Source organism: Streptomyces noursei (genome assembly GCF_016917755.1).
In the GTDB taxonomy this organism is placed as follows: domain Bacteria; phylum Actinomycetota; class Actinomycetes; order Streptomycetales; family Streptomycetaceae; genus Streptomyces; species Streptomyces yunnanensis.
The window spans coordinates 2,209,738-2,233,009 of record NZ_CP070326.1 but is presented as its reverse complement, the minus strand read 5'-3'; the positions used below and the strand labels follow the sequence as shown (position 1 = coordinate 2,233,009).

Genomic DNA, 23,272 nt, shown 5'->3' with positions numbered 1-23,272 from the left:
CAACGGCCACCCTCCAACATCACGGAGGGTGGCCGTTCGCATGCCCGGGAGCGCAGGAATGGTTGACAGACTCAACCATCGGACAAGAATCTGGTTCTCTCTCTACTCCCCCCACTCACGGGAGGTGACGGGTCTGCGGGGGTGGTGTGCAGGACGTAAAGCGCAGCAGTCCTGCACACCACCCCCGCAGGCCCGTCACCGCACCCGACAGCCCCGCGCAGCGGACAACGCGACAACCCGCCGTCAGGCGGACACGGCGGACGTGGCCGACAACCCGCCGTCAGGCGACCGTGGGCTCAGGCCCGACCTTCGGCGTAGCTCCGCAGGAAAAGGGCCTCGGCCAGCGACAGCCTCCGCAGTTCCTCCGGGCACACGCTCTCGTTGACGGCGTGGATCTGGGCCTCCGGTTCGCTGAGGCCGATCAGCAGGATCTCCGCGTCGGGGTAGAGGGCGGTCAGCGTGTTGCACAGCGGGATCGAGCCGCCCATGCCGGAGGTCTGCATCTCCTGGCCGTCGTACGCCTCGCTCAGCGCCGCCGCCATCGAGGCGTAGGCGGGGCTGCTGGTGTCCGCGCGGAACGGCTGGCCCTGGCCGACCTGCTCGGCCGTGACCCGTGCGCTCCACGGGGCGGCGCTCTCCAGGTGGGCGGTCAGCAGCTTGGTGGCCTCGGCGGCGTCGGAGCCCGGGGGCACCCGCAGGCTCACCAGGGCGCGCGCCGAGGCGTGTACCGACGGGGTGGCGCCGACCACGGGCGGGCAGTCGATGCCGAGGACCGTCACGGCGGGCCGGGCCCAGAGGCGGTCGGCGACGGTGCCGGTGCCGATCAGTTCGACGCCGTCCAGGACCTTGGCGTCCGAGCGGAAGTCCGCCTCGGGGTACTGCAGGCCCTCCCAGGTGGCGTCCGTGGTCAGCCCGCGCACGGTCGTCGAGCCGTCCTCGGCGCGCAGCGAGTCCAGGATCCGGATCAGGGCGGCCAGCGCGTCGGGGGCCGCGCCGCCGAACTGGCCGGAGTGCAGATTGCCGGCCAGGGTGTCGACCCGGACCTGCACCAGGGTCATGCCGCGCAGCGTCGCGGTGACCGTCGGCAGCCCGGCCCGGAAGTTGCCGGCGTCGCCGATGACGATGGCGTCGGCGGTCAGCAGTTCGGGGTGCGCCTCGGCGTACCGCTCCAGGCCGCCGGTGCCCTGCTCCTCCGAACCCTCCACGATCACCTTGATGTTGACCGGGACGCCGCCGTGCTCCTTGAGGGCGCGCAGCGCGGTCAGGTGCATGATCACGCCGCCCTTGCAGTCCGCGGCGCCGCGCCCGTACCAGCGGCCGTCGCGCTCGGTCAGTTCGAACGGCGGGGAGACCCAGGCGGCCTCGTCCAGCGGCGGCTGGACGTCGTAGTGCGCGTACAGCAGGACGGTGGGGGCGCCGGCCGGGCCGGGGAGGTGGCCGTAGACGGACTGGGTGCCGTCGGGGGTGTCCAGGAGTGCCACGTCCTGGAAGCCCTCGGCCTGGAGGGCGTCCACGATCCAGCGGGCCGCGCCCTCGCTCTCGCTTTTGGGGAACTGTGCGAAGTCCGCGACCGACTTGAAGGCCACCAGCTCGGCGAGCTCGGTCCTGGCCCGTGGTTGCAGTGCGGCGACGGTCTGGGCGAGCGGGCTGTCAGACATGGAACGCTCCTTGTGGGCGCGACGTTGGGTACATGGGGCACGTCCGGCGGGGTGAGCCGGGCGGGCCGGACGTACGTGTGCGTGCCACCGATCTTCCCACAGGCGGTTCGGTCGGACGCGGCCCGTAGGATGCGGGCGGTACGCGCAGCCAGGCATCGGACGGGAGCGGAAGCACAGGTGAGCAGCGAGCAGGCAGCCGAGGGCGAGCAGCAGGTGTGGGACGTGGTGGTGGTGGGCGCGGGGCCCGCTGGCGCCTCGGCGGCACACGCCGCGGCGTGTACGGGGCGCCGGGTCCTGCTCCTGGAGAAGGCCGAGCTCCCCCGCTACAAGACCTGCGGCGGCGGCATCATCGGCCCGTCCCGGGATTCCCTGCCGCCCGGTTTCGAACTGCCGTTGCGCGATCGGGTGCATGCCGTCACCTTCTCGCTCAACGGCAAGCTGACGCGCACCCGCCGCTCCAAGAACACGCTCTTCGGGCTGGTCGACCGCCCCGAGTTCGACGCCGCGCTGGTGGAGTCCGCCAAGGACGCCGGCGCCCGGGTCCGGACCGGTGTCACCGTCTCGCGGGTCGAGCAGCACGGCGCCAACGTCCCCGACCGGCGGACCGTCGCGGTGGTGCTCGCCGACGGCGAGGTGGTGCTGGCCCGGTCCGTGATCGGCGCGGACGGCAGCGCGAGCCGGATAGCCGCGCACGTCGGCGTCAAGGTGGACCAGGTCGACCTCGGGTTGGAGGTCGAGATCCCGGTGCCGGAGACGGTCGCCGAGGACTGGGCGGGCCGGGTGCTCATCGACTGGGGCCCGCTGCCCGGCAGTTACGGCTGGGTCTTCCCCAAGGGCGACACCCTCACCGTCGGTGTGATCTCCGCCCGTGGCGAGGGCGCGGCCACCAAGCGCTATCTGGACGACTTCATCGGCCGGCTCGGCCTGGCCGGCTTCGAGCCCGCGATCTCCTCCGGCCATCTGACCCGCTGCCGTGCCGACGACTCCCCGCTCTCCCGCGGTCGGGTGCTGGTCTGCGGGGACGCGGCCGGCCTGCTGGAGCCCTGGACCCGCGAGGGCATCTCCTTCGCGCTCCGCTCCGGGCGGCTGGCGGGCGAGTGGGCGGTGCGGATCTCCGAGGCGCACGACGCGGTCGACGCCCGCCGTCAGGCGCTGAACTACGCCTTCGCGATCAAGGCCGGGCTGGGTGTGGAGATGGGCGTCGGCCGCCGGATGCTGGCGGCCTTCGCGCGCCGCCCCGGGATGTTCCACGCCGCGGTGACGGGGCTGCGGCCGGCGTGGCGGGCGTTCGCGAAGATCACCCGCGGTCAGGCCACGCTCGCCGACCTGGTCCGCGCGCATCCGGTGGCCCGGCGCGCGCTGGACGCCTTCGACCGGGCGGAGGCGTCCCGGGAGACCGCGTCGGCCGCCCCGCCAGCGGAGGTCGGCGACCAGGAGCCGGTGGCCGAACGGCGGTGAGGAGTTGGGCGGCGCCGCGCCGCCGTCCTCGTAGGGGCGCGGCGCCGCCGTGAGTGCCGCGCGGGCGCCGTCCCGGGCGTCCGGGCCGGTGGCCTGACGTCCGGCCGGGTACTCCACCGGGAGTAGGCGCGACCACCGCGCCGGGCGGACGCCGCCGCGCCCGCCGCGGTCTAGCGTTGCGGCATGGACAACGCACGGCCGCCGTGGGCGCGGCGCTGCCTCGGCGCGGCGGGGGAGCTGTGGGCTGCGGCCCCGCAACCCGGAAGACGGGCGGACGGCCGGCTGCCGTGGCGCTCGACGCTCGCGGTGACCCTGCTGGTCACCCTCGGCAGCAACGCCGCCGCCCGCAATCCGCACGGACGTGTCCCGCTCGACTCCTTCGGCCATGCGCTGCTCCTCGCCGGCGCCCTGCTGCTGCTCTTCCGGCACCGCTGTCCGCGGGCCACGGCGCTGGGCACCGCCGCCTGCTGCGCCGCCTACTTCGCGGCCGGCTACCCGTACGGGCCGGTGTTCGTCACCCTGGCCCTCGGCGCCTACGCGGCGATCGTCGCCGGGTACCGGGCGGTCGCGTGGTGCGCGGTGGGCGGGGTGTGGCTGGTCCACCTCCTGGTCGCGCACTGGCTCTACCGCTGGCTGCCCCCGTACCTCGGACCGGCGCCCTGGGCCCAGGAACTGCTCGTCACCGCCTGGGTGGCGGCCGTGCTGGCGGCCTCCGAACTCGCCCGGGTGCGCCGCGAGCAACTGGCCAGGATGCGGGCCGAACGCGCCGCCGCCGAGCGCCGTCGGGCCGACGAGGAGCGGCTGCGGATCGCCCGCGAACTGCACGACGTCCTCGCGCACAGCATCTCGGTCATCAACGTCCAGGCGGGCGTCGGGTTGGCGCTGCTGGACTCCGACCCCGAGCAGGCCCGGACCGCGCTGTCCACCATCAAGGCCGCGAGCAAGGAGGCGCTCGGCGAGGTCCGGCAGGTCCTCGACACCCTGCGCACCCCGGGAGACGCCCCGCGCGCCCCGGCCCCGGGCCTGGACCGGCTGCCCGAACTCACCGAACAGGCCCGGGGAGCGGGCCTCGCCGTGGACGTCACCACCGAGGGCACCCCCGCGGCCCTGCCGCCCGGCACCGACCTCGCGGCCTTCCGGATCGTCCAGGAGGCGCTGACCAACATCGTCCGGCACTCGGGCTCGCGCACCGCCCGGGTGCGGCTCCGCTACGCTCCCGGTGCGCTGGAGATCCGGGTCGACGACGACGGCCCGGCCACCGCCGGCACCAAGGAGCTGACCGGCGGCGGCAACGGGCTGGCCGGGATGCGGGAGCGCGCCGCGGCGCTCGGCGGCACCGTGGAGGCGGGGCCGCGGCCGGACGGCGGCTTCCGGGTCCGGGCCCGCATCCCGCTCGCCGCCGCGGCCCGCACCGTCATCGAGGAGGAGTCGTGATCCGGGTACTGCTCGCCGACGACCAGCTGTTGGTCCGGGCCGGCTTCAAGGCGCTGCTGAACGCCCAGTCCGACATCGAGGTGGTCGGCGAGGCGGCGGACGGCCAGGAGGCGCTGACCGCCGTCCGCGCGCACCGGCCGGACGTGGTCCTGATGGACATCCGAATGCCGGTCGTCGACGGCCTGGCCGCCACCCGGCGGATCACCGAGGACCCGACACTGCGGGACGTCAAGGTCGTCATGTTGACCACCTTCGAACTCGACGAGTACGTCTTCGAGGCGATCCGCTCCGGCGCCTCCGGCTTCCTGGTCAAGGACACCGAACCGGAGGAGCTGCTGAGGGCGGTGCGCGCGGCGGTGGCCGGCGACGCGCTGCTCTCGCCGGGGGTGACCCGCCGGCTGATCGCGGAGTTCGCGGCCCGTTCCAAGCAGCCGGCGCCGGCCGCCGAACTCGCCGCGCTCACCGAACGCGAGCGGGAGGTGATGGCCCTGGTGGGCATCGGGCTCTCCAACGAGGAGATCGCCCGCCGGCTGGTGGTCAGCCCGCTCACCGCCAAGACGCATGTCAGCCGCACCATGGTCAAGCTGGGCGCCCGCGACCGCGCCCAACTCGTGGTACTGGCCTATGAGTCGGGGCTGGTGCGCCCGGGCTGGCTCGGGTAGCCGGGCGCTCATCGCCCGGCCACCCGCGGCCGGCCCGTCGGACATCGGTCAGATGCCCGCCCGCTCCTGCCACAGCGTCCGCAGGGACGCGTCGCCGGAGACCGTCAGCCCGTCCCAGGGGAGGCGGTTCCACAGCGTCAGATACAGCCGCTCGGCCGGGCCCTCGATGGTGCAGTCGGCGGTGGCCCCGGCCTCGGTCGCGTCGGGCGTCCGGACCGTGCGCGGCGGTGCGTCGGGGGTGAGGTGCACCGTCCAGTCCGCGCCGGGGGTGTCGGTGGCGCGCAGCCGCAGCGTCCGAGGCGCGTCCGGGCGCAGCCGGCTGCGGTCACCGGCGTGGAAGCCCGCCACGAGCTCGTCGACACCGTCGGCGGCGAACCGCGCCGGCAGCGGCGTGAGCGGGACGCCGGCCGCCTGCTGGGCGTCGACCCGGTGCACCGACGTCTCGTGGGCCTGCCGGCGCGCCCAGAAGGCCAGCGGGGACGGCGCGGGCAGGAACGCCCACGTCCGCAGGTCCTTCGGCGCGGTGTGCAGCGCCACGACGAGGTGGTGGTGCCCCTCGCGCAGCCACGGCACCAGCTTGTCGTCGGACAGCTCAGGGGCCTCCGGGAAAGGCATCCGCTGATCCCCGGGCTCGGTCACGAACCCCGCCGCCCAGCGGTGGACCCGCCCTATGTGCAGTACCAGATCGCGCATCCGCCACTCGGGGCACGCCGGTACGGGGGCGTCGGGCCCGGCCTCGTCGGCGGCGTCCGCGAGCAGCCCGCCGTCCAGTCGCAGCGTTTCGACGAACTCAGTGATCTCCATGACCCCGAGTGTGCCAGCCACCAATGACAACGCACCGCCCCGGCCCGCCCGCCGCCCCGGCGCACCCTGCGGTGGAGCCCGCCGACACGTCACCGGAAAGGGCGAGCCCGTCGCCGTCGGCCACAACATCGGCCACAACGCCCCGTCGCCCTAAGGATGATGACGTTTCGTCACCCGACCGCACACGCAAACCGGCTCAGGGCCGTGCGACCTCGGTCCGATGCGCCCCGCGCGTCAGATGCGCGACCAGCGCCGCCACCGCGGCCAGCAGTGCGACCGTGGTCAGCGCCACCGGCAGGCCCCACACCTCGGCCAGGAAGCCGATGGCGGGCGGCCCCAGCAGCATGCCGCCGTAGCCGATCGTCGAGGCCACCGCGACCCCGTCCGGGCCGCCCGTCGCCCCGGCCCGTGCGATGGCGATCGGGAAGATGTTGGCCAGCCCCAGACCGGCGACCGCGAATCCGGCGCAGGCGCCCCACGCGGTCGGCGCCAGCGCCCCCAACAGCATCCCGGCCGCCGCCGTGCCGCCGCCCGCGACCAGGGCCCGCGCCGCGCCGAAGCGCTCGACGAGCACGGTCCCGGAGAGCCGCCCGGCGGTCATCGCCAGCGCGAACACCGCATAGCCGGCGGCCGCGAGGCCCGGTGAGGCGGCCAGGTCCTGGGAGAGGTGCAGGGCGCCCCAGTCGGCCAGTGCACCCTCGCCGTACGCGGTGCACAGCGCGATCACACCGAAGACGAGCACGAGCCGGCGGGTTCGACCGGGCATCCTGGATCCCCGCGGCCGCTCGGGCGCCGGGGAGTGCCGCTCGACGCGTTCCTCGGGGGGAGCCGCCGGCGTCCCCGCTCCCGTACGCCGTCGCAGCAGCGCGACGCCCGCGACGGCCGTCACCAGCAGTCCGCACACCGCCAGCACCAGCAGGTGGACGAAGGGCGAGAGGTGCGCCGCGACCAGTCCGCCGAGCCCGGCGCCGACCATCCCGCCCAGGCTGAAGGCGGCGTGGAAGCCGGACATCACCGGGCGGCGCAGGGTCGCGATCAGTTCGACGGCGGCGCTGTTCATGGCGACGTTGAGGGAGCCGTACGCCGCGCCGAAGACCAGCAGCACCAGGCCCAGCGCGGTGGCCGACCGGGCGAGCGGGGGCAGCAGGATGCTCAGTGCGAGCGCGGCACCGGAGGCCACGGTCACGGCATGACTGCCGAAGCGTCGGCACAGCCGCCCGGTGAGCATCATGAACGCCACCGCCCCGACCGAGACGCCCAGCAGCGCCAGGCCCAGCGTGCCCGCGCCGGCGCCGGTCTGCGCCTTGATCGCGGGGATCCGGACGACCCAGCCGGCGAAGAGGAAGCCGTCCATGGCGAAGAACGCGGTGATCGCGGCGCGCAGCCGGGTCGATCCGGGGTCGACCGGTCCCGGGGCGGCGCGCGCTGTCCTGCTATGCGGTGACGTAGGGGATTTTGAGGGGTTGGAGGGGATGTGGGCCCGATTGCGGGTCAAGGCCGTGCGTATTTTGTTTAGCGTCGGCACAAAGCCAGAATAGAGGCGTGACCCAGACTCGGACAACCAGGTTGGAGCGGGGCCGCAGCGCCCTCGGACCCGCACTGGAGCTCGTACACACCGGACGCGCGCCCACCCGTGCCGTCCTGACCACCGAACTCGGCGTGACCCGCGCGACCGCCGGGGCGGTGGCCGCCGAGCTCGAAGCGCTCGGCCTGATCACCGTCGACTCCCGGCCGCACGCCTCCGCGGGCTCCCAGGGACGGCCCTCCCACCGGTTGTCGGTCAACGAGAACGGCCCGGTCGTACTCGCCGCGCAGATCCACGCCGACGGGTACCGCGCCGCCCTGGTCGGCCTCGGCGGCCGGATCGTCGCCACCACGCCCAGCTGCGGCATCATCCCCGCGGACCCCGCGCAGGTCCTTGCCGAGGTGGTGGAGGCCGGCGCCGCCCTGCTGCGCGACACCGGGCGACGCTGCCTGGGCGCCGGCCTCGCGGTGCCCTCCGCGGTCGCCGAACCGGACGGCGAGGCGCTCAACCCGCTCCACCTGGCCTGGCCTTCGGGCGCCCCGGTACGCGAACTCTTCCTGCGCGCGTTGGCCGACGCCGGCATCCCCGGCGTCACCGAGAAGATCGGCTTCACCGGCAACGACGTCAACCTCGGTGCGCTCGCCGAACACCGGCACGGCGCCGGCCGCGGCGCCCGCCACCTGCTGTGCGTCGCCTCCGGCCACCGGGGCGTCGGCGGGGCCCTGGTGCTCGACGGCCGCCTGCACAGCGGGAGTTCGGGCCTCGCCCTGGAGGTCGGTCACCTCACCGTCCACCCCGAGGGCACGCCCTGCCACTGCGGCAGCCGCGGCTGCCTGGACGTCGAGGCCGACCCGCTCGCCTTCCTCGTCGCCGCCGGCCGGGAGCCCGGACCGGAGGTCTCCCTCCTCCACCAGGCCGGCGAACTCCTCCGCAACGAGTACACCGACCCGGGCGTACGCGCCGCCGCCGACCTGCTCATCGACCGCCTCGGCCTGGGCCTCGCGGGGCTGGTCAACATCCTCAACCCCGACCGCATCATCCTCGGCGGCCTCCACCGAGCGCTCGTCGAAGCCGACCCCGAACGCCTCCGAGCAGTGGTCGCCGACCGCAGCCTGTGGGGCCGCAGCGGCGGCGTCCCCATCCTCCCGTGCAGCCTGGACCACAACAGCCTCGTGGGCGCGGCGGAACTGGCGTGGCAGCCGATCCTGGACGATCCGCTGGTCATCCTCGACGGGGCCGCCTGACGGCGGGTTGTCGCGTTGTCCGCTGCGCGGGGCGGGTCCGCTGCGCGGGGCTTTTCGGGTGCGGTGCCGGGTCTGCGGGGCAGGGGTTGTCCGGACTGCTGCGCTTTACGTCCGGTCAACCCCTGCCCCGCAGACCCGGCACCTCCCGTGGGTGGTCATGGAGACGGTGGGTGAGGGCGTATGCCGGTGGGTCTCTGCGGGTTCGTTGTGGAGTGGCGACTGTTAGCGGACCACCGGCGTTAGCGCCCGCGTGCCTGTTTTTCCCACCCACTCACGGGAGGTGACGGGTCTGCGGGGGTGGTGTGCAGGACGTAAAGCGCAGCAGTCCTGCACACCACCCCCGCAGACCCGTCACCGCACCCGACAGCCCCGCGCAGCGGACAACGAAACAACCGCCGTCAGGCGGACCCGCACGGCCACTCGGCCGCAAACGCCCGGGCCGGATTGGTGGTGAGCATCCGGGTCACCGCCGCCGTCCCCACGGCGAGTTCGAGCCGTGGTCGGAGTCTGCGCAGCAGATACCGCATGCCGGGGCCGCCGTTGACCGCGCGGGCGGCGGCCGTCGTGGTGTCGCCGCCGAGCAGGATGCGGTCGGCGAATCCGGCGTCGCAGAGTGCTGCCACCGCGTCCGGCATCCGCCAGTCCGTGCCGTGGTTGGCGCGCGACGGTCCGTCGAAGGCGAGGTACGCGCCGGCCTCGGCGGCCATCCGGTGCACGGCGGGGTCGGGCGAGCGGTTGAGGTGGCCGAGGATCACCCGGTCCGGTGGGACCGCCAGTTCGCCGCAGAGCAGGTCGAGGACGTCCAGCGCCCCGGTGCCCAGCTCCAGGTGGATGCCGATGGCCGCGCCGGTCGCCCGGTGGGCCTCGGCGGCGGCCGTCATGGTGCGCCGGGCGTGGTGGTCCAGTCCGTGGAAGCCGCCGGCCACCTTGATCATGCCGGCCCTCGGCGGGGGCTCCGGATCGTCGCCGGTGGTGGCGCCCGTGGCGCCCGTGGCGCCGATCCCCTCGGTCAGTTCGGCGACGAACAGTGCGGCCGGATCCGCCGGGAGTCCTTCCAGGACCCCGGGGCCGTAGTGCGCCGCCTGGTGCAGGCCGGTCGCGGCGACGATCGTCACTCCCGACTCCCGTGCCAGCCGCGGGAGTTCGGCGGCGTGCCGCCCCATGCCGTAGGGCGTCCACTGGATCACGGCCGTCCCGCCGGCCGCCCGGAAGGCGTGCAGTTCGGCGCCGGCCGCCGCGGCGTCGGCCAGCTCCTGGCCCGGCAGCTGGGGGCTGCTCAGGAAGAGGTGGTCGTGCGCGTCGCAGACGCCGAGCCGGTCGGGGGCGAGGTCGCCCAGGACGGTGCGGACGGTGGGGCCGGCGGGCGCGGTGCGGTGGCCGGGGGCGGATGCGGGGCGCGGGGTCACCACTGCCGCCCGCCGCCCAGTCGTGCGAGGCCCGGCGTGGACAGGTGCAGCACCTGGAAGTGCTCGCCGGCCGTGGACTCGGGGGCGGCGTCCGTCCAGAGGGTGAAGTGGACGAGTTCCCAGTGGTGGGGGTCGAGGCCCAGCGCAGTGGTGTGCACCGCCTCTGCGGCCGCCAGTTTCTCGTGGGTGGCGAGTGCGTCCTCGATGGCGGTCGCCACGTCGGCGCTCTCCGGGAGCGGTTCGGTCCGCCGGGTGAAGGTGGCGGGGGTGTGGCCGGCCGCGGGGCCCGGACGGTGGTACAGGCCCTGCCAGTTGTGGACCGCCGGTCGCCCGAAGTCCCGGATCACGCCGCGGAACCCGTCGCCCGTCAGGAAGCGGTTCATCGCCGCCTGGTCGGCCCAGAGGTAGAACGGCGCGTACTGGTTGACCGGCGAGCCGTCGGTGCCGCGCTCCCGGATGCCGTAGGCCTTCAGGCCGAGGCCCTCGAAGGTGTCCAGCAGGTGGCCCCTGGTCCGCACCCGGTGCCGGATGATCTCCATGTCGTAGTCGGCGGGCAGAGTGACGCTGTACTGCATGGCGTGCATGGGGGCTCCAAGGAGGAGAGGGCAGGTCAGGGGGCCGGCGTGGTCTGCGCGGCCAGCAGCGCGAGCAGGCCGTGCACGGCCGCGTCGAAGGGTGCGGGGTCCTCGGCCGCACGGGCCAGGACGTAGCCGCCCTGGACGACCGCGGCGACGCTGGCCGCGACGGTCGCCGGATCGAGGGCGTCGGACAGTTCGCCGTGTCGCTGCCCCTCGGTGAGGACCTCGGCGATCCGGTGCCGGAGCCAGCCGAACATCTCGTCCAGCGGCGCCCGGAGTTCGGGGTCCTGCACCACGTCGCGGTCCTGCGTCATCCGTCCGATCGGGCAGCCGCGCAGCACCTGCCGCTCGCGCAGCAGATAGGCCGCGACGCGGTCGTACGCCGTGCCGGGAGCGGCGAAGATCTCCTCGGCCGCTGCCCGCATGTCGTCCGCGGTGCGTCGGATCGCCGCCAGTGCGAGGTCGGACTTGCCCGCGAAGTGGTGGTACATGCTGCCCTGGCCCACCCCCGCGTGCTGGAGGATCGCCTTGGGGCTGGTGCCGACGTAGCCGCGCTCCCACAGGAGTTCCTGGGTGCTGATGACGAGCCGTTCCTGAGTGCTGCCGGGCGGGGGCGTGCCGGCCGCCGCTGCGCTGTCCCGTGTGCTGCTCATACAGTGACTGTACATACCAGTAGTTACAAAGATCAAGAGGGGGTGGGAGGGGAGTGGCTCCGGGGCGGGGTACTCCCGGGGGCGGGGGCGGTACCCCGTGCGTCGTACGCGCACTGTCGCCGGGCGTACGACGACGCGCGGGGCCGGGGGAGCGAGTCTCGAAGGCGTATCCCGACGACTCCGGCCGGCCCGCGGGCGGAGGTCGTCCGGCGCGTCCCGTCAAGGAGCTGACTTCCATGAACGCATTGGCAGAACACTGGTCCGGCGGCGGCCCGGGTCCCTGGATCCTGTTCGTCCCGCTCGTCTGGGCGGCCGTCGCCTTCGGTGCGGTGACCCTGCTGCGCCGCACCGTGTGGCGGCACGGCGGCCCCGGCCGGGCCTTCCTCGGCCCGTGGCCCGGCCCCCGGCCCGCGGGCGGCGGTGACACCCCGACGCCGATCGCCGTCCTCGGGCGCCGGTTCGCCGCCGGTGAGATCGACGAGGAGGAGTACTGGCGGCGGCTGTCCGTACTGGAGGAGCACTTCGGCTCCGGCCGCAAGGGGAGCGCGGCGGCCTAGACCGCGTCGTCAGCCGACCCTCGCGCTCCGGTTCCGGGGGCGGGGGTCGGTGCCCACTTCCTGCAGTGGCGCGGTGTCCCAGTGGGTGCGCAGCGCGCGGGCCCCTTCGGGGGCGGTGGTCAGGGCGGGGAGGGTGAACCAGACGACCTTGCCCGGGGCGTGCGGGCGTACCCCCCAGCTCTCGCTGAGCGCCGCGATCAGCGCCAGCCCGCGGCCGGAGGTCTCCCAGCTGTCGGCGGTCCGCAGGCGCGGCAGTCGGGGATCGAGATCGTGCACCGAGACCGTCAACTGGTCGAGCAGGACGCAGAGTTCGACGGTGCACTGCTTGCTGGGGCGGGCGTGCCGGTGGACGTTGGCCAGGAGCTCGGTCACCCCGAGCGAGGCCGGGTCGATCAGGGCGTCGAGATGCCAGTGCCGCAGCTGCGCGGAGACGATCCCGCGCACATGGCCGATGCGGGCCGGGACGGCTTGGAGCTCCACCGTGCAGTGTCTGCTGGGCTGCCTGATCACGACCGCGACTCCCTGATGAGGCCGGGCGCCCCTCGTACCGGGGAGGGGCGAAGATCGGAACCAGCGATACCGGCTGCGCCACAGCGTCATCGCTGGTGAACCCTCAGTGATACGTGTCCAGGGTCGGGCAGGCGGTGCACCGCCGCAACCGCACCGCCTCGGCCGTGGGGGCTGTCCGGTGTACCGGAGCGGACGGGCCCCGGCCGGCGTTCACGCGCGTGGCCGACGGGCCGCCTGTACGGCGCTGAGGAAGCGGTCGCGGGCGCCCAGCGTGAGGGAGTAGCGGTTGCCGTTGAGGATGGCGAGCGCCCGGTCGCGGGCCGCGAACAGGGGCTTGTGGGCCTCCACCGCGCCGAGCGGGGCGCTGTCGATCTCCCTGCCGTAGCTGGTCAGCAGCGCCAGTCGGCCGCCGCTGATGCGGACCTGCCCCGCTCTGGTCAAGGACCGCAGCGACCGCTCGATCCGTACGCCGGTCGCGTTGTATTCCGGCTCGGCCATCCTCACCACTCCCCGGTGTCGCGGGCCGGTGCCGTCCACCGCCCCCCGTAGGGAAGTTTGCCGCCACCGCGCCCTGTACACCAGTGCCGCATGGGGCGCAAAGGCGCACAACACCCTTCCCCCAGGGCCTCCTTGGGGCCTCTCAAAGTGATGTTTATGCAGGTGAGAAGCGTGCGCCGGGTGGTTATAGTCGAAACCGGCCCGACCTTCCAGGCGGGCCCGTGGCCCCCTGGAGGAGCGCGCCGGTGAGTACCGCACAACAGCCGCAGAGCCGGCCTGGAGACCAGGAAACGGCCTCGTCGGTCCAGCCGACCGTCGATGTGGACCGCTCGGATCAGAGCTACCGGGACTGGCTCAACGAAGCCGTCCGCAAGGTCCAGGCGGATGCCAACCGCACCGCCGACACCCATCTGCTGCGCTTCCCGCTGCCCGAGAAGTGGGGCATCGACCTCTACCTCAAGGACGAGTCGACGCACCCCACCGGCAGCCTCAAGCACCGGCTGGCCCGCTCGCTCTTCCTCTACGGGCTGTGCAACGGCTGGATCCGTCCCGGGAAGCCGGTGATCGAGTCCTCCAGCGGCTCCACGGCCGTCTCGGAGGCGTACTTCGCGTCGCTGATCGGCGTGCCGTTCATCGCGGTGATGCCGGCCACCACCAGCCGGGAGAAGACCCGGTTGATCGAGTTCCACGGCGGCACCTGTCACCTGGTCCAGGACCCGCGGACGGTCTACGAGGTCTCCGCCCGGCTCGCCGCCGAGTCCGGCGGCCACTACATGGACCAGTTCACCTACGCCGAGCGGGCCACCGACTGGCGGGGCAACAACAACATCGCCGAGTCGATCTACCAGCAGCTGCGGCTGGAGCGCTACCCCGAGCCGACCTGGATCGTCGCCACCGCCGGCACCGGCGGCACCTCCGCGACCATCGCCCGCTACGTCCACTACATGCAGTACGACACCCGGATCTGCGTCCCCGACCCGGAGAACTCCTGCTTCTTCGACGGCTGGCTCGCCGGCGACGCCTCGACCGACTGCGCCACCGCGTCCCGGATCGAGGGCATCGGCCGGCCGCGCATGGAGCCGAGCTTCCTGCCCGGCGCGATCGACCGGATGATGAAGGTCCCGGACGCGGCCAGCGTCGCCGCCGTCCGCGCGCTGGAGCGGGCGATCGGCCGCAAGGCGGGCGGCTCGACCGGCACCGGGCTGTGGAGCGCCCTGAAGATCGTCGCGGAGATGGTCGCCGAGGGCCGCACTGGTTCCGTGGTGACGCTGCTGTGCGACCCCGGCGACCGCTACCTCGACAAGTACTACTCGGACGACTGGCTGGCCGAGCAGGGGCTCGACATCGCCCCCTACACCCGGACCATCGAGCACTTCCTCGACACCGGCTCCTGGGGCGACTGAGGCGCCAGCGCCGGCCGGGTCGGGCCGTCAGCCGCCGGCGAGCCGCCGGTCCAGGGCCCGTATCGAGGCGCGGAAGGAACGCCCGAGGGCCGGCCGGGCCAGCGGCATCAGCCAGCGGAACGGCGCCGGGCCGTCCGCCGCGAACGTCCACCGCACCCGCGTCCCGGCGCCGGCCGGCGCCAGTTGCCAGTCCTCCAACAGGGCCTGCAGGGCAGGGGCGTTGGTGGTGTCGACCCGGTAGGCGTAGCGCGCGGCGGGCTCGGCGGCCATGATCGTCTCGCTGAACCGGGTGCCGCCGGTGAGGCGCACCTCGCGGCCGAGGCCGTCATCCGTCGGTGCGGCCCGGGCGACGCCGGTGAACCAGTCCGCCCAGCCCGGTACGTCGTCCGCCAGTGCGGCGTAGACGGCCTCGGGCGGGGCGGCGGCCTCTGCGCTGAACGCCAGCCGCAGCGGCGCCGATACGGCGAAGTCGAGCGCGACGGGGCGGAGCCGTCGGGTCATGGGACGCCCACCTCCCGGGGACGGGTCCTGCTGCGCCGGACACCATAGTTGACGGGGCGTCAGCTGTCTGCGTCGCCCGTCGGCTCGCCCGCCACCACCAGCTCCGTCGACCGGTCCGCGAACTCCGCCCGCGCCTCGGCGGACAGTCCGGCGTCCGTCACCAGCACGTCCACCTCGTCCAGCGCGGCGAACGAACTCAGGCCGACCGTGCCCCACTTGGTGTGGTCGGCGACCACCACCACCCGCCGCGCGGACCGCACGAAATGCCGGTTGGTCTCCGCCTCCGCGAGATTGGGCGTGGACAGTCCCGCCTCCACCGATATGCCGTGCACCCCGAGGAAGAGCAGGTCGAAGTGGAGCGACCGGATCGCGGCGTCCGCCACCGGGCCGACGAGGGTGTCCGACGGCGTGCGCATCCCGCCCGTCAGCACCACCGTCGCCGCCTCCGCGGCCGGCCGGCCCTCGCCGCCGCTGGCCGCCGCCCGCTGGGCGTTGTAGAACACATCGGCCACCCGCACCGAATTCGTCACCACCGTCAGCTCCGGCACCTCCAGCAGTCGTTGCGCCAGCGCGTACGCCGTCGTGCCGCCCGCCAGCGCGATCGCGCTGCCCGGTACCGCCAACTCGGCCGCCGCCTTGGCGATCGCCGCCTTGGCGCTCAGCTCCAGCCCCGACTTCACCTCGAAACCCGGCTCGTGCGCGCTGGGATCGCTCACCGGAAGGGCGCCGCCGTGCACCTTCTCGATCATGCCCTGGCGGGCGAGTGCGTCCAGATCGCGACGGACCGTCATGTCCGAGACGCTCAGCCGGCGGGTCAGTTCGTTGACCCGCACGCCGCCGCGTCGCCTGACCTCATCGAGGATCAGGGCCCGCCGCTGCTCCGCGAGGAGATTCTGGTTGTCGCCCACCGCGGCCCGTCCCTTCCACCCGGCTCACCGCCCCGGGTCCTTCCGCCGGCTGTCCGCCGCCTGCGATCTGTGCTGACCACATCCTCGCACGCGGGTCCGACAGCCACCCCGATCCGGGCACACCGCGACCGGGCACACCACAAGCGGGGTACGGCAACCGGCGTCCCGGGAGCCACAACCGGCGCGCCGGGAACCGGAACCGGGGTGCGAACGCTCCCAGAGGGCAGGGACAATCCGAAGAGGCGGCCCACCGCACCACCGACCACGACCGACCCCGGCCGCCCCACAACACCACACCGCACCGCACTGACATCGGGGGACAGCCAGTGGAGACCGCGGCCACCACACCACCACCCGCCCGCTCGACGGATCCCGGTCCGACGAGGGGCGCACCACCGGCCACCGCACCGCAGCCGCAGCTCGCCCTGGAGCTGCTGGTCCACGGCGTCGGCGGCGCCACCCCGCAGGAGATGCTCGGCGACCCGCGGGTCCAGCGGATCACCGGCGACGACACCGCCGCCTGCTACCGCCGCACCGACGACGCGGACGCCGAGCAGCGGCCCGACGACTACCGGACCGAGCCGGTCCGCGAGGCGTACTGCTGGTCCAACCTCACCTCCGGCAACGGCGCCCGCGCGCTCTGGCTGGTCCTGCTGCCGTTCATGGTCGCCAACCTCGCCCACTGGATGCGCCCGGCCGCCCCGCCCGACCACCGCGGCCAGCGGATCTACGACCTCCTGGTGCGGCTGCTCGCCCTCACCCTCACCGTCCTGCTGGCCGCCGCGGCCTGCGAGGTCGCCCTCGACCTCAGCGCCTGGCAGTGCGCCGGCACCCCGTCCTGCGTCACCGGCAAGTCCTGGCTGGGCTTCCTCAACCCCGCGGGCGGCGGCTGGTGGAGCATCCCGGGCCGCCGCCTGGTCCTCGCCTCCCTGCTGCCCCTGCTGGTCGTCGGCTTCCTGTGGTGGCTCTCGCACCGCACCTGGAGCGCCTACGAGTCCGCCTCCCCGCCGCCGCGCCGCCCCGGCGCCTCCCGTGACACCCCCGCCCACGAGCGCACCGCGCTGGGCCTGGACGGCTTCTGGTACGGCCGCCGGCTCGTCGCCCGGCTGCGCGCCGCGCACACCGCGGCCGGGGTGCTGACCATCGCCGCCCCCCTGCTCGTCGCCTCCCTCCGGGCCGACAGCCGGGCCGGCGCCACCGCCCTGACCGCCGTCGGCCGGACCCTGACCGGCCTGGTCCTGCTGCTCGCCGCCGGCACCCTGGTCATCGTCTGGCGCACCGCCCGCAGCGAGGCGGCCCGCGACGAGGAGACCGACCGCCTCGCCGTGCGGGCGCTGCCGTACGCCGCGCTGGCGGTGCTCGCGCTCACCGCCGGCTATGCCGCCTGGGCCCGGCCGGCGGCGCGGAGCCACGGCCCGCTGCCCGGTGTCGCGGCGTTCGGCGGGATCGCCGTCTGCCAGAGCGTGCTGGTGCTGGCCCTGGTGGTGACCGCCTGGTTCCTCCAGCGCGCCGCCCGGGACGAGACCCGGACCGCGCTGCGCGGCATGGGCGGGCCGGCCGTCGCGCTGCTGTCCTGCGCGGTCGCCGGGGTGCTGTCCGGGGGAGTGGCCCAGCGGTTCGCCGACTGGATCGACGGGCCCGCCACCCCCGGCCAGGACCACGCCCCGATCCCCGGGCCGCCGGTCGTGCTCTCCTGGCAGGCGTCGGTACTGCCCGCGCTGCTGGTGGTGGTCGCGGCCGTCGCCGTCCTGGCCGGCGTCCGGGTGCTGGCCGTCCGCAAGCGCGTCGCCAGGGACGTCCCCGGCCTCTACGACCCGCGTGAGCGCCCCGACGTGCTGCGCACCGAGCGCATCGCGGGCACCATCGCCCGCGCCGGGCTCACCGACGCGGCGCCGGTCCTGGTGGCCGCCATCGCCGCCGTCACCCTCGTCCTGGGCGCCGGCGCGGTGGCCGGCGCCTGGCTCACCGACCGCGCCCCCGGCCGCGCCACCGAGGGCGCCGCGCCGTTCGTGCACGCCGCCGCCGAGGCCGCCGAGTCCCTCGGCTCCTGGCTGATGGGCGCCGGCGTGATCCTCCTGCTCACCATGGGCCGGCGCGCCTACCGCGACCACTCCGCCCGCCGCACCATCGGCATCCTCTGGGACGTCGGCACCTTCTGGCCGCGCGCCGCGCACCCCTTCGCGCCGCCCTGTTACGCCGAGCGCGCCGTCCCCGACCTCACCTGGCGGATGGCCACCTGGACCGAGCAGTACGACGGCCGGCTGGTGATCTCCGGCCACTCCCAGGGCAGCGTGCTGGCCGCGGCGGCCGTCTGGCAGCTGGATCTCGTCACCCGCAGCCGGGTCGCCCTGCTCACCTACGGCAGCCCGCTGGAACGCCTCTACGGCCGTTGGTTCCCCGCCTTCTTCGGCCCGCCCGCCCTCACCGGCCTGCACCGCGAGATGGACGACTGGCGCAACCTGTGGCGCTTCACCGACCCGATCGGCGGCCCGATCCTGCTCTCCTGCGAGGACGGCCGGGCCGTCGACGAGGGACCGCTGCGCGACCCGCTCGCCTTCGGTCGCACCCTGCAGAACCCGCTGCCCGCCCAGATCCTGGGCCACGGCGACTACCAGGCCGACCCGGTCTTCGGCCGGGTGCGCGCCGAACTGCTCGCCCGGCTGGGCCCGGGGATACCGGCCCGGCGCACCAACTACACCGGGAGTCAGGTGAGTTCGGGCAGGTCCTCGGCGTAGAGCAGGGTCAGGTCGTCGGTGCTCGGGTCGGTGAGGTTGGCGACCCGACCCGCGTGCCGCTCGACCATCGCCTCGAACGTCTGCCGTGCCGTCCGGCCGTTGCCGAACGACGGCCCCTTGGGTAGCGCCGTGAAGTACTTGAGCAGCGCCTCGTCGGCCCCGTCGGCGAGGCGGTACTCGTGCTCCTCGCCCTGCTGCTCGACGATCCGCAGCAGCTCCTCCGGCGCGTAGTCACCGAACCTGATGGTCCGTGAGAAACGCGACGAGATACCCGGGTTGACTGCCAGGAACCGCTCCATCTCCGCGGTGTAGCCGGCCACGATGACCACCACCGCGTCCCGGTGGTCCTCCATCAGCTTCACCAGGGTGTCGATGGCCTCCTTGCCGAAGTCCCGCCCGGAGTCCTCGGGGGAGAGGGCGTACGCCTCGTCGACGAACAGCACCCCGCCGCGGGCCCGGTCGAACGCCTCCTGGGTGCGGATCGCCGTCGAGCCGATGTGCTCGCCCACCAGGTCCACCCGCGACACCTCGACCAGATGGCCGCGCTCCAACACCCCCAGGGAGTGCAGGATCTCGCCGTACAGCCGGGCCACCGTGGTCTTGCCGGTCCCGGGGGAGCCGGTGAACACCAGGTGGCGGCGGACGGACGCGGCCTTCAGGCCGGCCTCCTGCCGGCGGCGCCCCACCTCGATCATGTTGATCAGGGTGCGCACCTCCCGCTTGACGCTGTCCAGCCCCACCAGGGTGTCCAGTTCGCCCAGCACCTCTTCGGCGGGCCGGCCGGTCGCCGGCGCCTCCGGGGGCGCGGCGGCGGCCGGCGCCGGGCGCGGTGCCGGGACGTTGCCCAGCAGCCCGGCGGTCTGGGTGGTCTGCTGCACCGCCGGGGCGGTCACCGTCGGCTCCTGCGTGGCCCGGCTCTCGTCGCTGGTGCAGTCCTCGACCGTGGGCCCGCCGCCACTGCCGTCGCCGAGCGCGTCGGCGAACTCGTACCCGCCGCGCGCGCACCGCTCCGTACGGCACCGGGTCAGCGTCGTCCGGCAGCCGTCGATCACATGGAAGCCGAAGCCGGAACTGCCGGTGACCCGGCAGCTGTGGAAGGTGCCGCGGCCCTCCGCCGAGACGTAGAAGCCGGCCTCGGTCGGCGAACTGACCGTGCACCCCTCGATGGTGGGGTCCGCGCCCTTGGTGACGATCACGCCGGTCTGTGCCCCGTCGACGGTGCAGTTGGCGAGCGTGCCGCCGCTGCCGTGGTCGCGGAACCACGCACCGGTCGAGACCTCCCGGATCCGGCAGTCGTCCAGCTGGACGGTGGCGCCGTCGCTCACCGACACCGCGGTGTTGCGGACCTGCGCGATGTCGCAGTCCACGACGTCGGCCCGGGAGCCCCGGTCCAGGACGAACAGCGCGTCGGGGACGTCGTGCACCCGCGTCGAGTCCAGCACCGCGGTCGCGCCGTCGCTGACCCACACCGCCGGGTAGTCGCCCGTACTGTCGTGGATCTCGCACTGGTTGGCGTCCACCCGGGTGCCCGGGTCCCACACCGACAGGCCGTTGCGCCCGAAGTGCCGCACGGTGCTGCGGGTCAGCGTCAGCACCGACCGGGACCGCAGGTCCACCGCGTTCTCCGGGATGTCGTGGATGTCGCAGTCGGCGAGGGTGAGCACCGCGTCGGTGTCCAGGGTGACGCCGTCCGCGGTGGTGCGGTGCACCGTGCAGTCGGTGAGGTGGCCGGCGGCCCGCGCCGCGACCTGGATGCCGGTGCCCTTGATCTCGTACAGCTCACAGCCCACCGCCTCGACCGCGCTGCCCTCGCCCGACAGCGACAGCCCGGCGCCCGAGGTGTGATGGATCCGGCAGTTCTCCAGCCGCGGGTGGGCGCCGCCGCGCACCGCCACCCCGGCCTGGCCGGCGGCCATCACCTCGCACTCCTCGAAGACCCCGCCGGCGCCGTCCAGGACGCTGATGCCGACCCCGCCGGCGTTGTCGACCGTGCAGCGCCGCACCGTCGGACGGGCCCCGCCGCGCACCTCGATCCCCGCCGCGGACCGGGTCACCACCCGGATGTCGGTCAACTCGGGGGCGCCGTCCTCCACCAGCAGCGCCGGCGACGCCGAGTCGGTCGCCTCCAGGTGCAGGTCGTGGACGGTGGCCGAGGCCCGTATCGTCAGCGCCACCCCGTCGGCCGGCGCGATCCGCACCGAGCCGCGCGCCCCCTCCGGCCCACGCAGCGTCACCGCCCGCTGGAGCACCAGGTTCTCCCGGTAGGTCCCGGCCGGCACGGTCAGGACGTCACCGTCCCCGGCGGCCTCCAGGGCGGCGGCGAGCGAGCTGTACTCACCGGTGCGGCGCCGCCAACGCGACGTTCCGGAGTGCGTCACCTGGACGGAACCCACACCCTTGTACCGTCCGGATTGCGGACCGTTTCCGCTGGTCAGAGGATTGAAAGATGACTGACGCTCGCCCACTGGTGGACCTCCTCCTTCGGAAAAGCAAGATCGTTCGGGAGGGAGAACAGGCCCTCAGCTTGCGTGCACAAGAGGATAGGGGGCGGCGATGGGCCGACGAGAACGGCTACCAGGTGCGCAGGGTTTGGAAGGAGAACCTTTCAGCCTGGTCTGACGTGGAACGCCCGCAGTACGACGCCGCCATGGCTGCCGTCCTCGGCGGCGAGACCGACGCATTGTGGTGTGCCTTCCTGGACCGACTCAGCCACAACGTACGCACCACCAAGGATCGCCAGCGACGGGAGGGCCGTTGGCTGTCCGCTGCACCTCTCGGCTTGGAGCTCAACGACCCAAAGGACCGGAAGATACGCCCGGGGGAGCGCCGGGGCGTCATCGACGACGTGTTCTACCGAGTGGCCGCAGGTAGGGCCGCCCGCGCGCTGGCCCGTGAGTACAACAGCGCAGGCATGCGCACGGCCACAGGTAAGGACTTCACCGCTGGCACGGTCCGAGACATCGTGGACAACCCCGTGTACGAGGGTTGGCACGTCGGAAGCGGTGGCAAGGGCCAGCAGCGGCGACAGGCATACCGAGACGACAAAGGTCACAAGATCAGCGTTGCTGAAGACACGGCTCGCATGATCCCCGCTGACGTGGCGGAGCGGGCGCGCAGAGTTCTGCACGGCCACCAGTTGCCGGAGGGGTTCCGCCCCGGCCGAACTCGGCACCTTCTTACGGACCTTGTGCGTTGCGCTGGCTGTGGCTCCGCCATGTCGGCATCAGGGCAGTCCACGGCGTGCTCCCGGAGCATGCACGGCGGAGTGTGCCCGGCCCCGGCCAGCGTGAAGCGCATGACGCTGGAGCAGTACGTGGTTGAGCTGGATCTGCCTGCGGAATGTGACGAAGAGTCCGATTCTTGGGCCGAAAGACTGCCCTAGCAGCCTTCTTTTCTATATCCGTACGGAAGAAAGTAGGTACGCAGGGCCGTTTTCGGCCCTGAGGCCAGAGCGCGGGACCGGAGCCTCCCGGCGACCTGTCACGTTCCCCATCTCATTCAGGTGAAGGCGGGCCCTACGCCGTGGACTCCAGCATCCGACGTGGAGGCGTGAGCGTCGCGCCCGCCCGGCTCCTCCCGCGCGCCCTGGTGTCTTTCCGGGATGCCGCGGGGGAGTTGAGCCCCAGGCCCCGTAGCTCAGTGGGAGAGCGCCCGATTTTCGATCGGGTGGCCGCCGGTTCGATTCCGGCCGTGGGCACTGGCGAAAGGTCCGGCTGGATCACGTGTGGCCCCTTTCGTTGGGAGGGACCGACGCGGACGGGAACGTTCAGGTGTTGTGCCGGGGGCGCCACCGACTAGAGACGGTTGCCGAGTTTGGCTCTACTGCTTAGTGGCTCGTCCACCAGGCAGCCCCGGTTCCGGTAGCCGTGGCGATCAAGGTGATGACCCCAATGGGGAAGCGCTGGATCTTTAAGTGCAGTCCACCCCAGCGGAGTTCGAACTGTGGGCGCTGTCTGGTGGTGCTCGGCTTCGAGGTCATGCCACCAGTGCAGCACAACCGACAGGTGTCGTCTTATGCGCAGTGCGCGCAAAACCACACCCCTAACTTGGACTTTCTGTACGCCTAGTGGCCGGAGCGGAGTATCGATACGCAGGTCAGAGCATGGCTGACTGCATTGCATCTGAGGCCCTGAACGCTGAGCGCACCAAAAGGCGGGTCGACTCTGCGTGGCAGAGTCGACAAGGAAAGGCATGTCGTCGGTGACGACCCAGATGACCGCGTACGTCATCCGCGTCCCCCACCGCGTCGCCAATAACCAGGGCAGTCGCCCTGATCAGAATCCGCGCGAGTCCATCGGGTGCCGTTCCAGTCCCAAACGACCTGTGCGACGCGGCCCCACGCCGCGTAGATCCCGTTCCTCGCTCTGCCCCCCCGGGGCCCGAGCTGACCCGAGCCCGCGTCCGCTGTAGGCGTGGATCACGTGCGGTCCCCGCTTTCGGTGGCGAGGACACAGCCAGCAACGCGAGTGTGCCGCGCCGACGGTGCCACCGGCTTGAGACGAGTACGGAGTTCGGGGCATGCGGGACGTGGGACGGACTAGCCCGAACGGCTGGGAAGGTGCCGCCGCCGTTCTAGCGCCGCGCCTTCCCCGCTTCCGGAGTCTCGGGGGCTCGCGGAGGCGGGGAAACGCGTCGGAGGAGCTATGCGCACTGCCCATGCCTGCCACAGTCAGTGCACTCGTCAAACGTTGAACGTTCCTGGTGTGGGTCGTTCGGGTGACGCCACCTTTACGAAGGG

20 protein-coding genes and 1 tRNA gene are annotated in these 23,272 nt (G+C 73.4%); 9 read left to right on the top strand and 12 right to left on the bottom strand.

Annotated elements, in window-relative coordinates:
• Positions 1-296: 296 nt before the first annotated feature.
• Positions 297-1,658, bottom strand: coding sequence for a dipeptidase (locus tag JNO44_RS09830; protein WP_205363081.1), 1,362 nt, complete (start codon positions 1,656-1,658; stop codon positions 297-299).
• 177 nt (positions 1,659-1,835) lie between these two features.
• Here JNO44_RS09830 and JNO44_RS09825 point away from each other — a divergent pair, with 177 nt between their 5' ends.
• The 3 genes from JNO44_RS09825 to JNO44_RS09815 all read left to right on the top strand — a co-directional run bounded on the left by JNO44_RS09825 (position 1,836) and on the right by JNO44_RS09815 (position 5,212).
• Complete coding sequence (locus JNO44_RS09825; RefSeq protein WP_205363080.1) at positions 1,836-3,116, top strand: geranylgeranyl reductase family protein; 1,281 nt, start codon at positions 1,836-1,838, stop codon at positions 3,114-3,116.
• 183 nt (positions 3,117-3,299) lie between these two features.
• Positions 3,300-4,550, top strand: coding sequence for a sensor histidine kinase (locus JNO44_RS09820; protein ID WP_205363079.1), 1,251 nt, complete (start codon positions 3,300-3,302; stop codon positions 4,548-4,550).
• Positions 4,547-5,212 (top strand): response regulator transcription factor, encoded by a 666-nt coding sequence (locus JNO44_RS09815; protein ID WP_205363077.1) that lies wholly within the window; start codon positions 4,547-4,549, stop codon positions 5,210-5,212. The genes JNO44_RS09820 and JNO44_RS09815 overlap by 4 nt, the downstream gene beginning before the upstream one ends.
• Before the next feature lie 48 nt (positions 5,213-5,260).
• On the opposite strand, the gene JNO44_RS09810 is transcribed toward JNO44_RS09815, so the two are convergent.
• Both JNO44_RS09810 and JNO44_RS09805 read right to left on the bottom strand, forming a co-directional pair.
• Positions 5,261-6,016 (bottom strand): maleylpyruvate isomerase family mycothiol-dependent enzyme, encoded by a 756-nt coding sequence (locus JNO44_RS09810; RefSeq protein ID WP_102923624.1) that lies wholly within the window; start codon positions 6,014-6,016, stop codon positions 5,261-5,263.
• Between the two features lie 196 nt (positions 6,017-6,212).
• Entirely contained in the window at positions 6,213-7,541 is a 1,329-nt protein-coding gene (locus JNO44_RS09805) for an MFS transporter (RefSeq protein ID WP_420882628.1), read from the bottom strand.
• A 17-nt stretch (positions 7,542-7,558) separates the two neighbouring features.
• Here JNO44_RS09805 and JNO44_RS09800 point away from each other — a divergent pair, with 17 nt between their 5' ends.
• On the top strand, positions 7,559-8,785 hold the full coding sequence (locus tag JNO44_RS09800) for an ROK family protein (protein WP_039638131.1): 1,227 nt from the start codon (positions 7,559-7,561) through the stop codon (positions 8,783-8,785).
• Between the two features lie 398 nt (positions 8,786-9,183).
• Here the strand turns inward: JNO44_RS09800 and JNO44_RS09795 are convergent, their stop codons facing one another.
• From JNO44_RS09795 to JNO44_RS09785, 3 genes are read right to left on the bottom strand one after another with little or no spacing between them, the layout of a single operon-like run.
• Positions 9,184-10,194, bottom strand: a complete 1,011-nt coding sequence (locus JNO44_RS09795) for a phosphotriesterase family protein (RefSeq protein WP_205363076.1) — start codon at positions 10,192-10,194, stop codon at positions 9,184-9,186.
• On the bottom strand, positions 10,188-10,775 hold the full coding sequence (locus JNO44_RS09790; RefSeq protein WP_205363075.1) for a DUF4865 family protein: 588 nt from the start codon (positions 10,773-10,775) through the stop codon (positions 10,188-10,190). The genes JNO44_RS09795 and JNO44_RS09790 overlap by 7 nt, the downstream gene beginning before the upstream one ends.
• A gap of 26 nt (positions 10,776-10,801) precedes the next feature.
• Positions 10,802-11,422 carry a TetR/AcrR family transcriptional regulator gene (locus JNO44_RS09785; RefSeq protein WP_205363074.1) on the bottom strand — a complete coding sequence of 207 codons (621 nt, stop codon included), beginning with the start codon at positions 11,420-11,422 and terminating at the stop codon, positions 10,802-10,804.
• Positions 11,423-11,658: 236 nt separating this feature from the next.
• Here JNO44_RS09785 and JNO44_RS09780 point away from each other — a divergent pair, with 236 nt between their 5' ends.
• A complete protein-coding gene (locus JNO44_RS09780; protein ID WP_205363073.1) occupies positions 11,659-11,979 on the top strand; it encodes an SHOCT domain-containing protein in 321 nt (106 codons plus the stop codon).
• A gap of 9 nt (positions 11,980-11,988) precedes the next feature.
• Here the strand turns inward: JNO44_RS09780 and JNO44_RS09775 are convergent, their stop codons facing one another.
• Together JNO44_RS09775 and JNO44_RS09770 are read right to left on the bottom strand one after the other, a co-directional pair.
• Complete coding sequence (locus JNO44_RS09775) at positions 11,989-12,489, bottom strand: ATP-binding protein (RefSeq protein ID WP_205363072.1); 501 nt, start codon at positions 12,487-12,489, stop codon at positions 11,989-11,991.
• A gap of 210 nt (positions 12,490-12,699) precedes the next feature.
• A complete protein-coding gene (locus tag JNO44_RS09770) occupies positions 12,700-12,987 on the bottom strand; it encodes a hypothetical protein (RefSeq protein ID WP_039638136.1) in 288 nt (95 codons plus the stop codon).
• Positions 12,988-13,232: 245 nt separating this feature from the next.
• Between JNO44_RS09770 and JNO44_RS09765 the strand changes: the two genes are divergently transcribed.
• Entirely contained in the window at positions 13,233-14,390 is a 1,158-nt protein-coding gene (locus JNO44_RS09765) for a PLP-dependent cysteine synthase family protein (protein WP_205363071.1), read from the top strand.
• 27 nt (positions 14,391-14,417) lie between these two features.
• Here the strand turns inward: JNO44_RS09765 and JNO44_RS09760 are convergent, their stop codons facing one another.
• Both JNO44_RS09760 and JNO44_RS09755 read right to left on the bottom strand, forming a co-directional pair.
• Positions 14,418-14,891, bottom strand: a complete 474-nt coding sequence (locus tag JNO44_RS09760; protein ID WP_205363069.1) for an SRPBCC family protein — start codon at positions 14,889-14,891, stop codon at positions 14,418-14,420.
• Between the two features lie 59 nt (positions 14,892-14,950).
• Positions 14,951-15,799 (bottom strand): DeoR/GlpR family DNA-binding transcription regulator, encoded by an 849-nt coding sequence (locus tag JNO44_RS09755; protein ID WP_205363066.1) that lies wholly within the window; start codon positions 15,797-15,799, stop codon positions 14,951-14,953.
• 326 nt (positions 15,800-16,125) lie between these two features.
• Between JNO44_RS09755 and JNO44_RS09750 the strand changes: the two genes are divergently transcribed.
• Positions 16,126-18,534, top strand: coding sequence for a hypothetical protein (locus JNO44_RS09750; protein ID WP_205363064.1), 2,409 nt, complete (start codon positions 16,126-16,128; stop codon positions 18,532-18,534).
• Here the strand turns inward: JNO44_RS09750 and JNO44_RS09745 are convergent.
• Positions 18,504-20,927, bottom strand: a complete 2,424-nt coding sequence (locus JNO44_RS09745; RefSeq protein WP_205363062.1) for a right-handed parallel beta-helix repeat-containing protein — start codon at positions 20,925-20,927, stop codon at positions 18,504-18,506. The two genes, JNO44_RS09750 and JNO44_RS09745, sit on opposite strands and share 31 nt — an antisense overlap.
• A 53-nt stretch (positions 20,928-20,980) precedes the next feature.
• On the opposite strand from JNO44_RS09745, the gene JNO44_RS09740 reads away from it, so the two are divergent.
• A complete protein-coding gene (locus JNO44_RS09740) occupies positions 20,981-21,916 on the top strand; it encodes a recombinase family protein (protein WP_205363060.1) in 936 nt (311 codons plus the stop codon).
• 243 nt (positions 21,917-22,159) lie between these two features.
• Positions 22,160-22,231: transfer RNA gene (locus JNO44_RS09735), tRNA-Glu, on the top strand.
• A gap of 97 nt (positions 22,232-22,328) precedes the next feature.
• Here the strand turns inward: JNO44_RS09735 and JNO44_RS45110 are convergent.
• Positions 22,329-22,763 carry a hypothetical protein gene (locus JNO44_RS45110; protein ID WP_420882627.1) on the bottom strand — a complete coding sequence of 145 codons (435 nt, stop codon included), beginning with the start codon at positions 22,761-22,763 and terminating at the stop codon, positions 22,329-22,331.
• Positions 22,764-23,272: the final 509 nt, after the last annotated feature.

Excerpts from the sequence above, each read along its gene's own strand:
- JNO44_RS09770 (WP_039638136.1), bottom strand. The coding sequence starts at position 12,987 with ATGGCCGAGCCGGAATACAACGCGACCGGCGTACGGATCGAGCGGTCG.
- JNO44_RS09830 (WP_205363081.1), bottom strand. The coding sequence starts at position 1,658 with ATGTCTGACAGCCCGCTCGCCCAGACCGTCGCCGCACTGCAACCACGG.
- JNO44_RS09785 (WP_205363074.1), bottom strand. The coding sequence starts at position 11,422 with ATGAGCAGCACACGGGACAGCGCAGCGGCGGCCGGCACGCCCCCGCCC.
- JNO44_RS09740 (WP_205363060.1), top strand. The coding sequence starts at position 20,981 with ATGACTGACGCTCGCCCACTGGTGGACCTCCTCCTTCGGAAAAGCAAG.
- JNO44_RS09790 (WP_205363075.1), bottom strand. The coding sequence starts at position 10,775 with ATGCACGCCATGCAGTACAGCGTCACTCTGCCCGCCGACTACGACATG.
- JNO44_RS09760 (WP_205363069.1), bottom strand. The coding sequence starts at position 14,891 with ATGACCCGACGGCTCCGCCCCGTCGCGCTCGACTTCGCCGTATCGGCG.
- JNO44_RS09780 (WP_205363073.1), top strand. The coding sequence starts at position 11,659 with ATGAACGCATTGGCAGAACACTGGTCCGGCGGCGGCCCGGGTCCCTGG.
- JNO44_RS09820 (WP_205363079.1), top strand. The coding sequence starts at position 3,300 with ATGGACAACGCACGGCCGCCGTGGGCGCGGCGCTGCCTCGGCGCGGCG.
- JNO44_RS45110 (WP_420882627.1), bottom strand. The coding sequence starts at position 22,763 with ATGACGTACGCGGTCATCTGGGTCGTCACCGACGACATGCCTTTCCTT.
- JNO44_RS09810 (WP_102923624.1), bottom strand. The coding sequence starts at position 6,016 with ATGGAGATCACTGAGTTCGTCGAAACGCTGCGACTGGACGGCGGGCTG.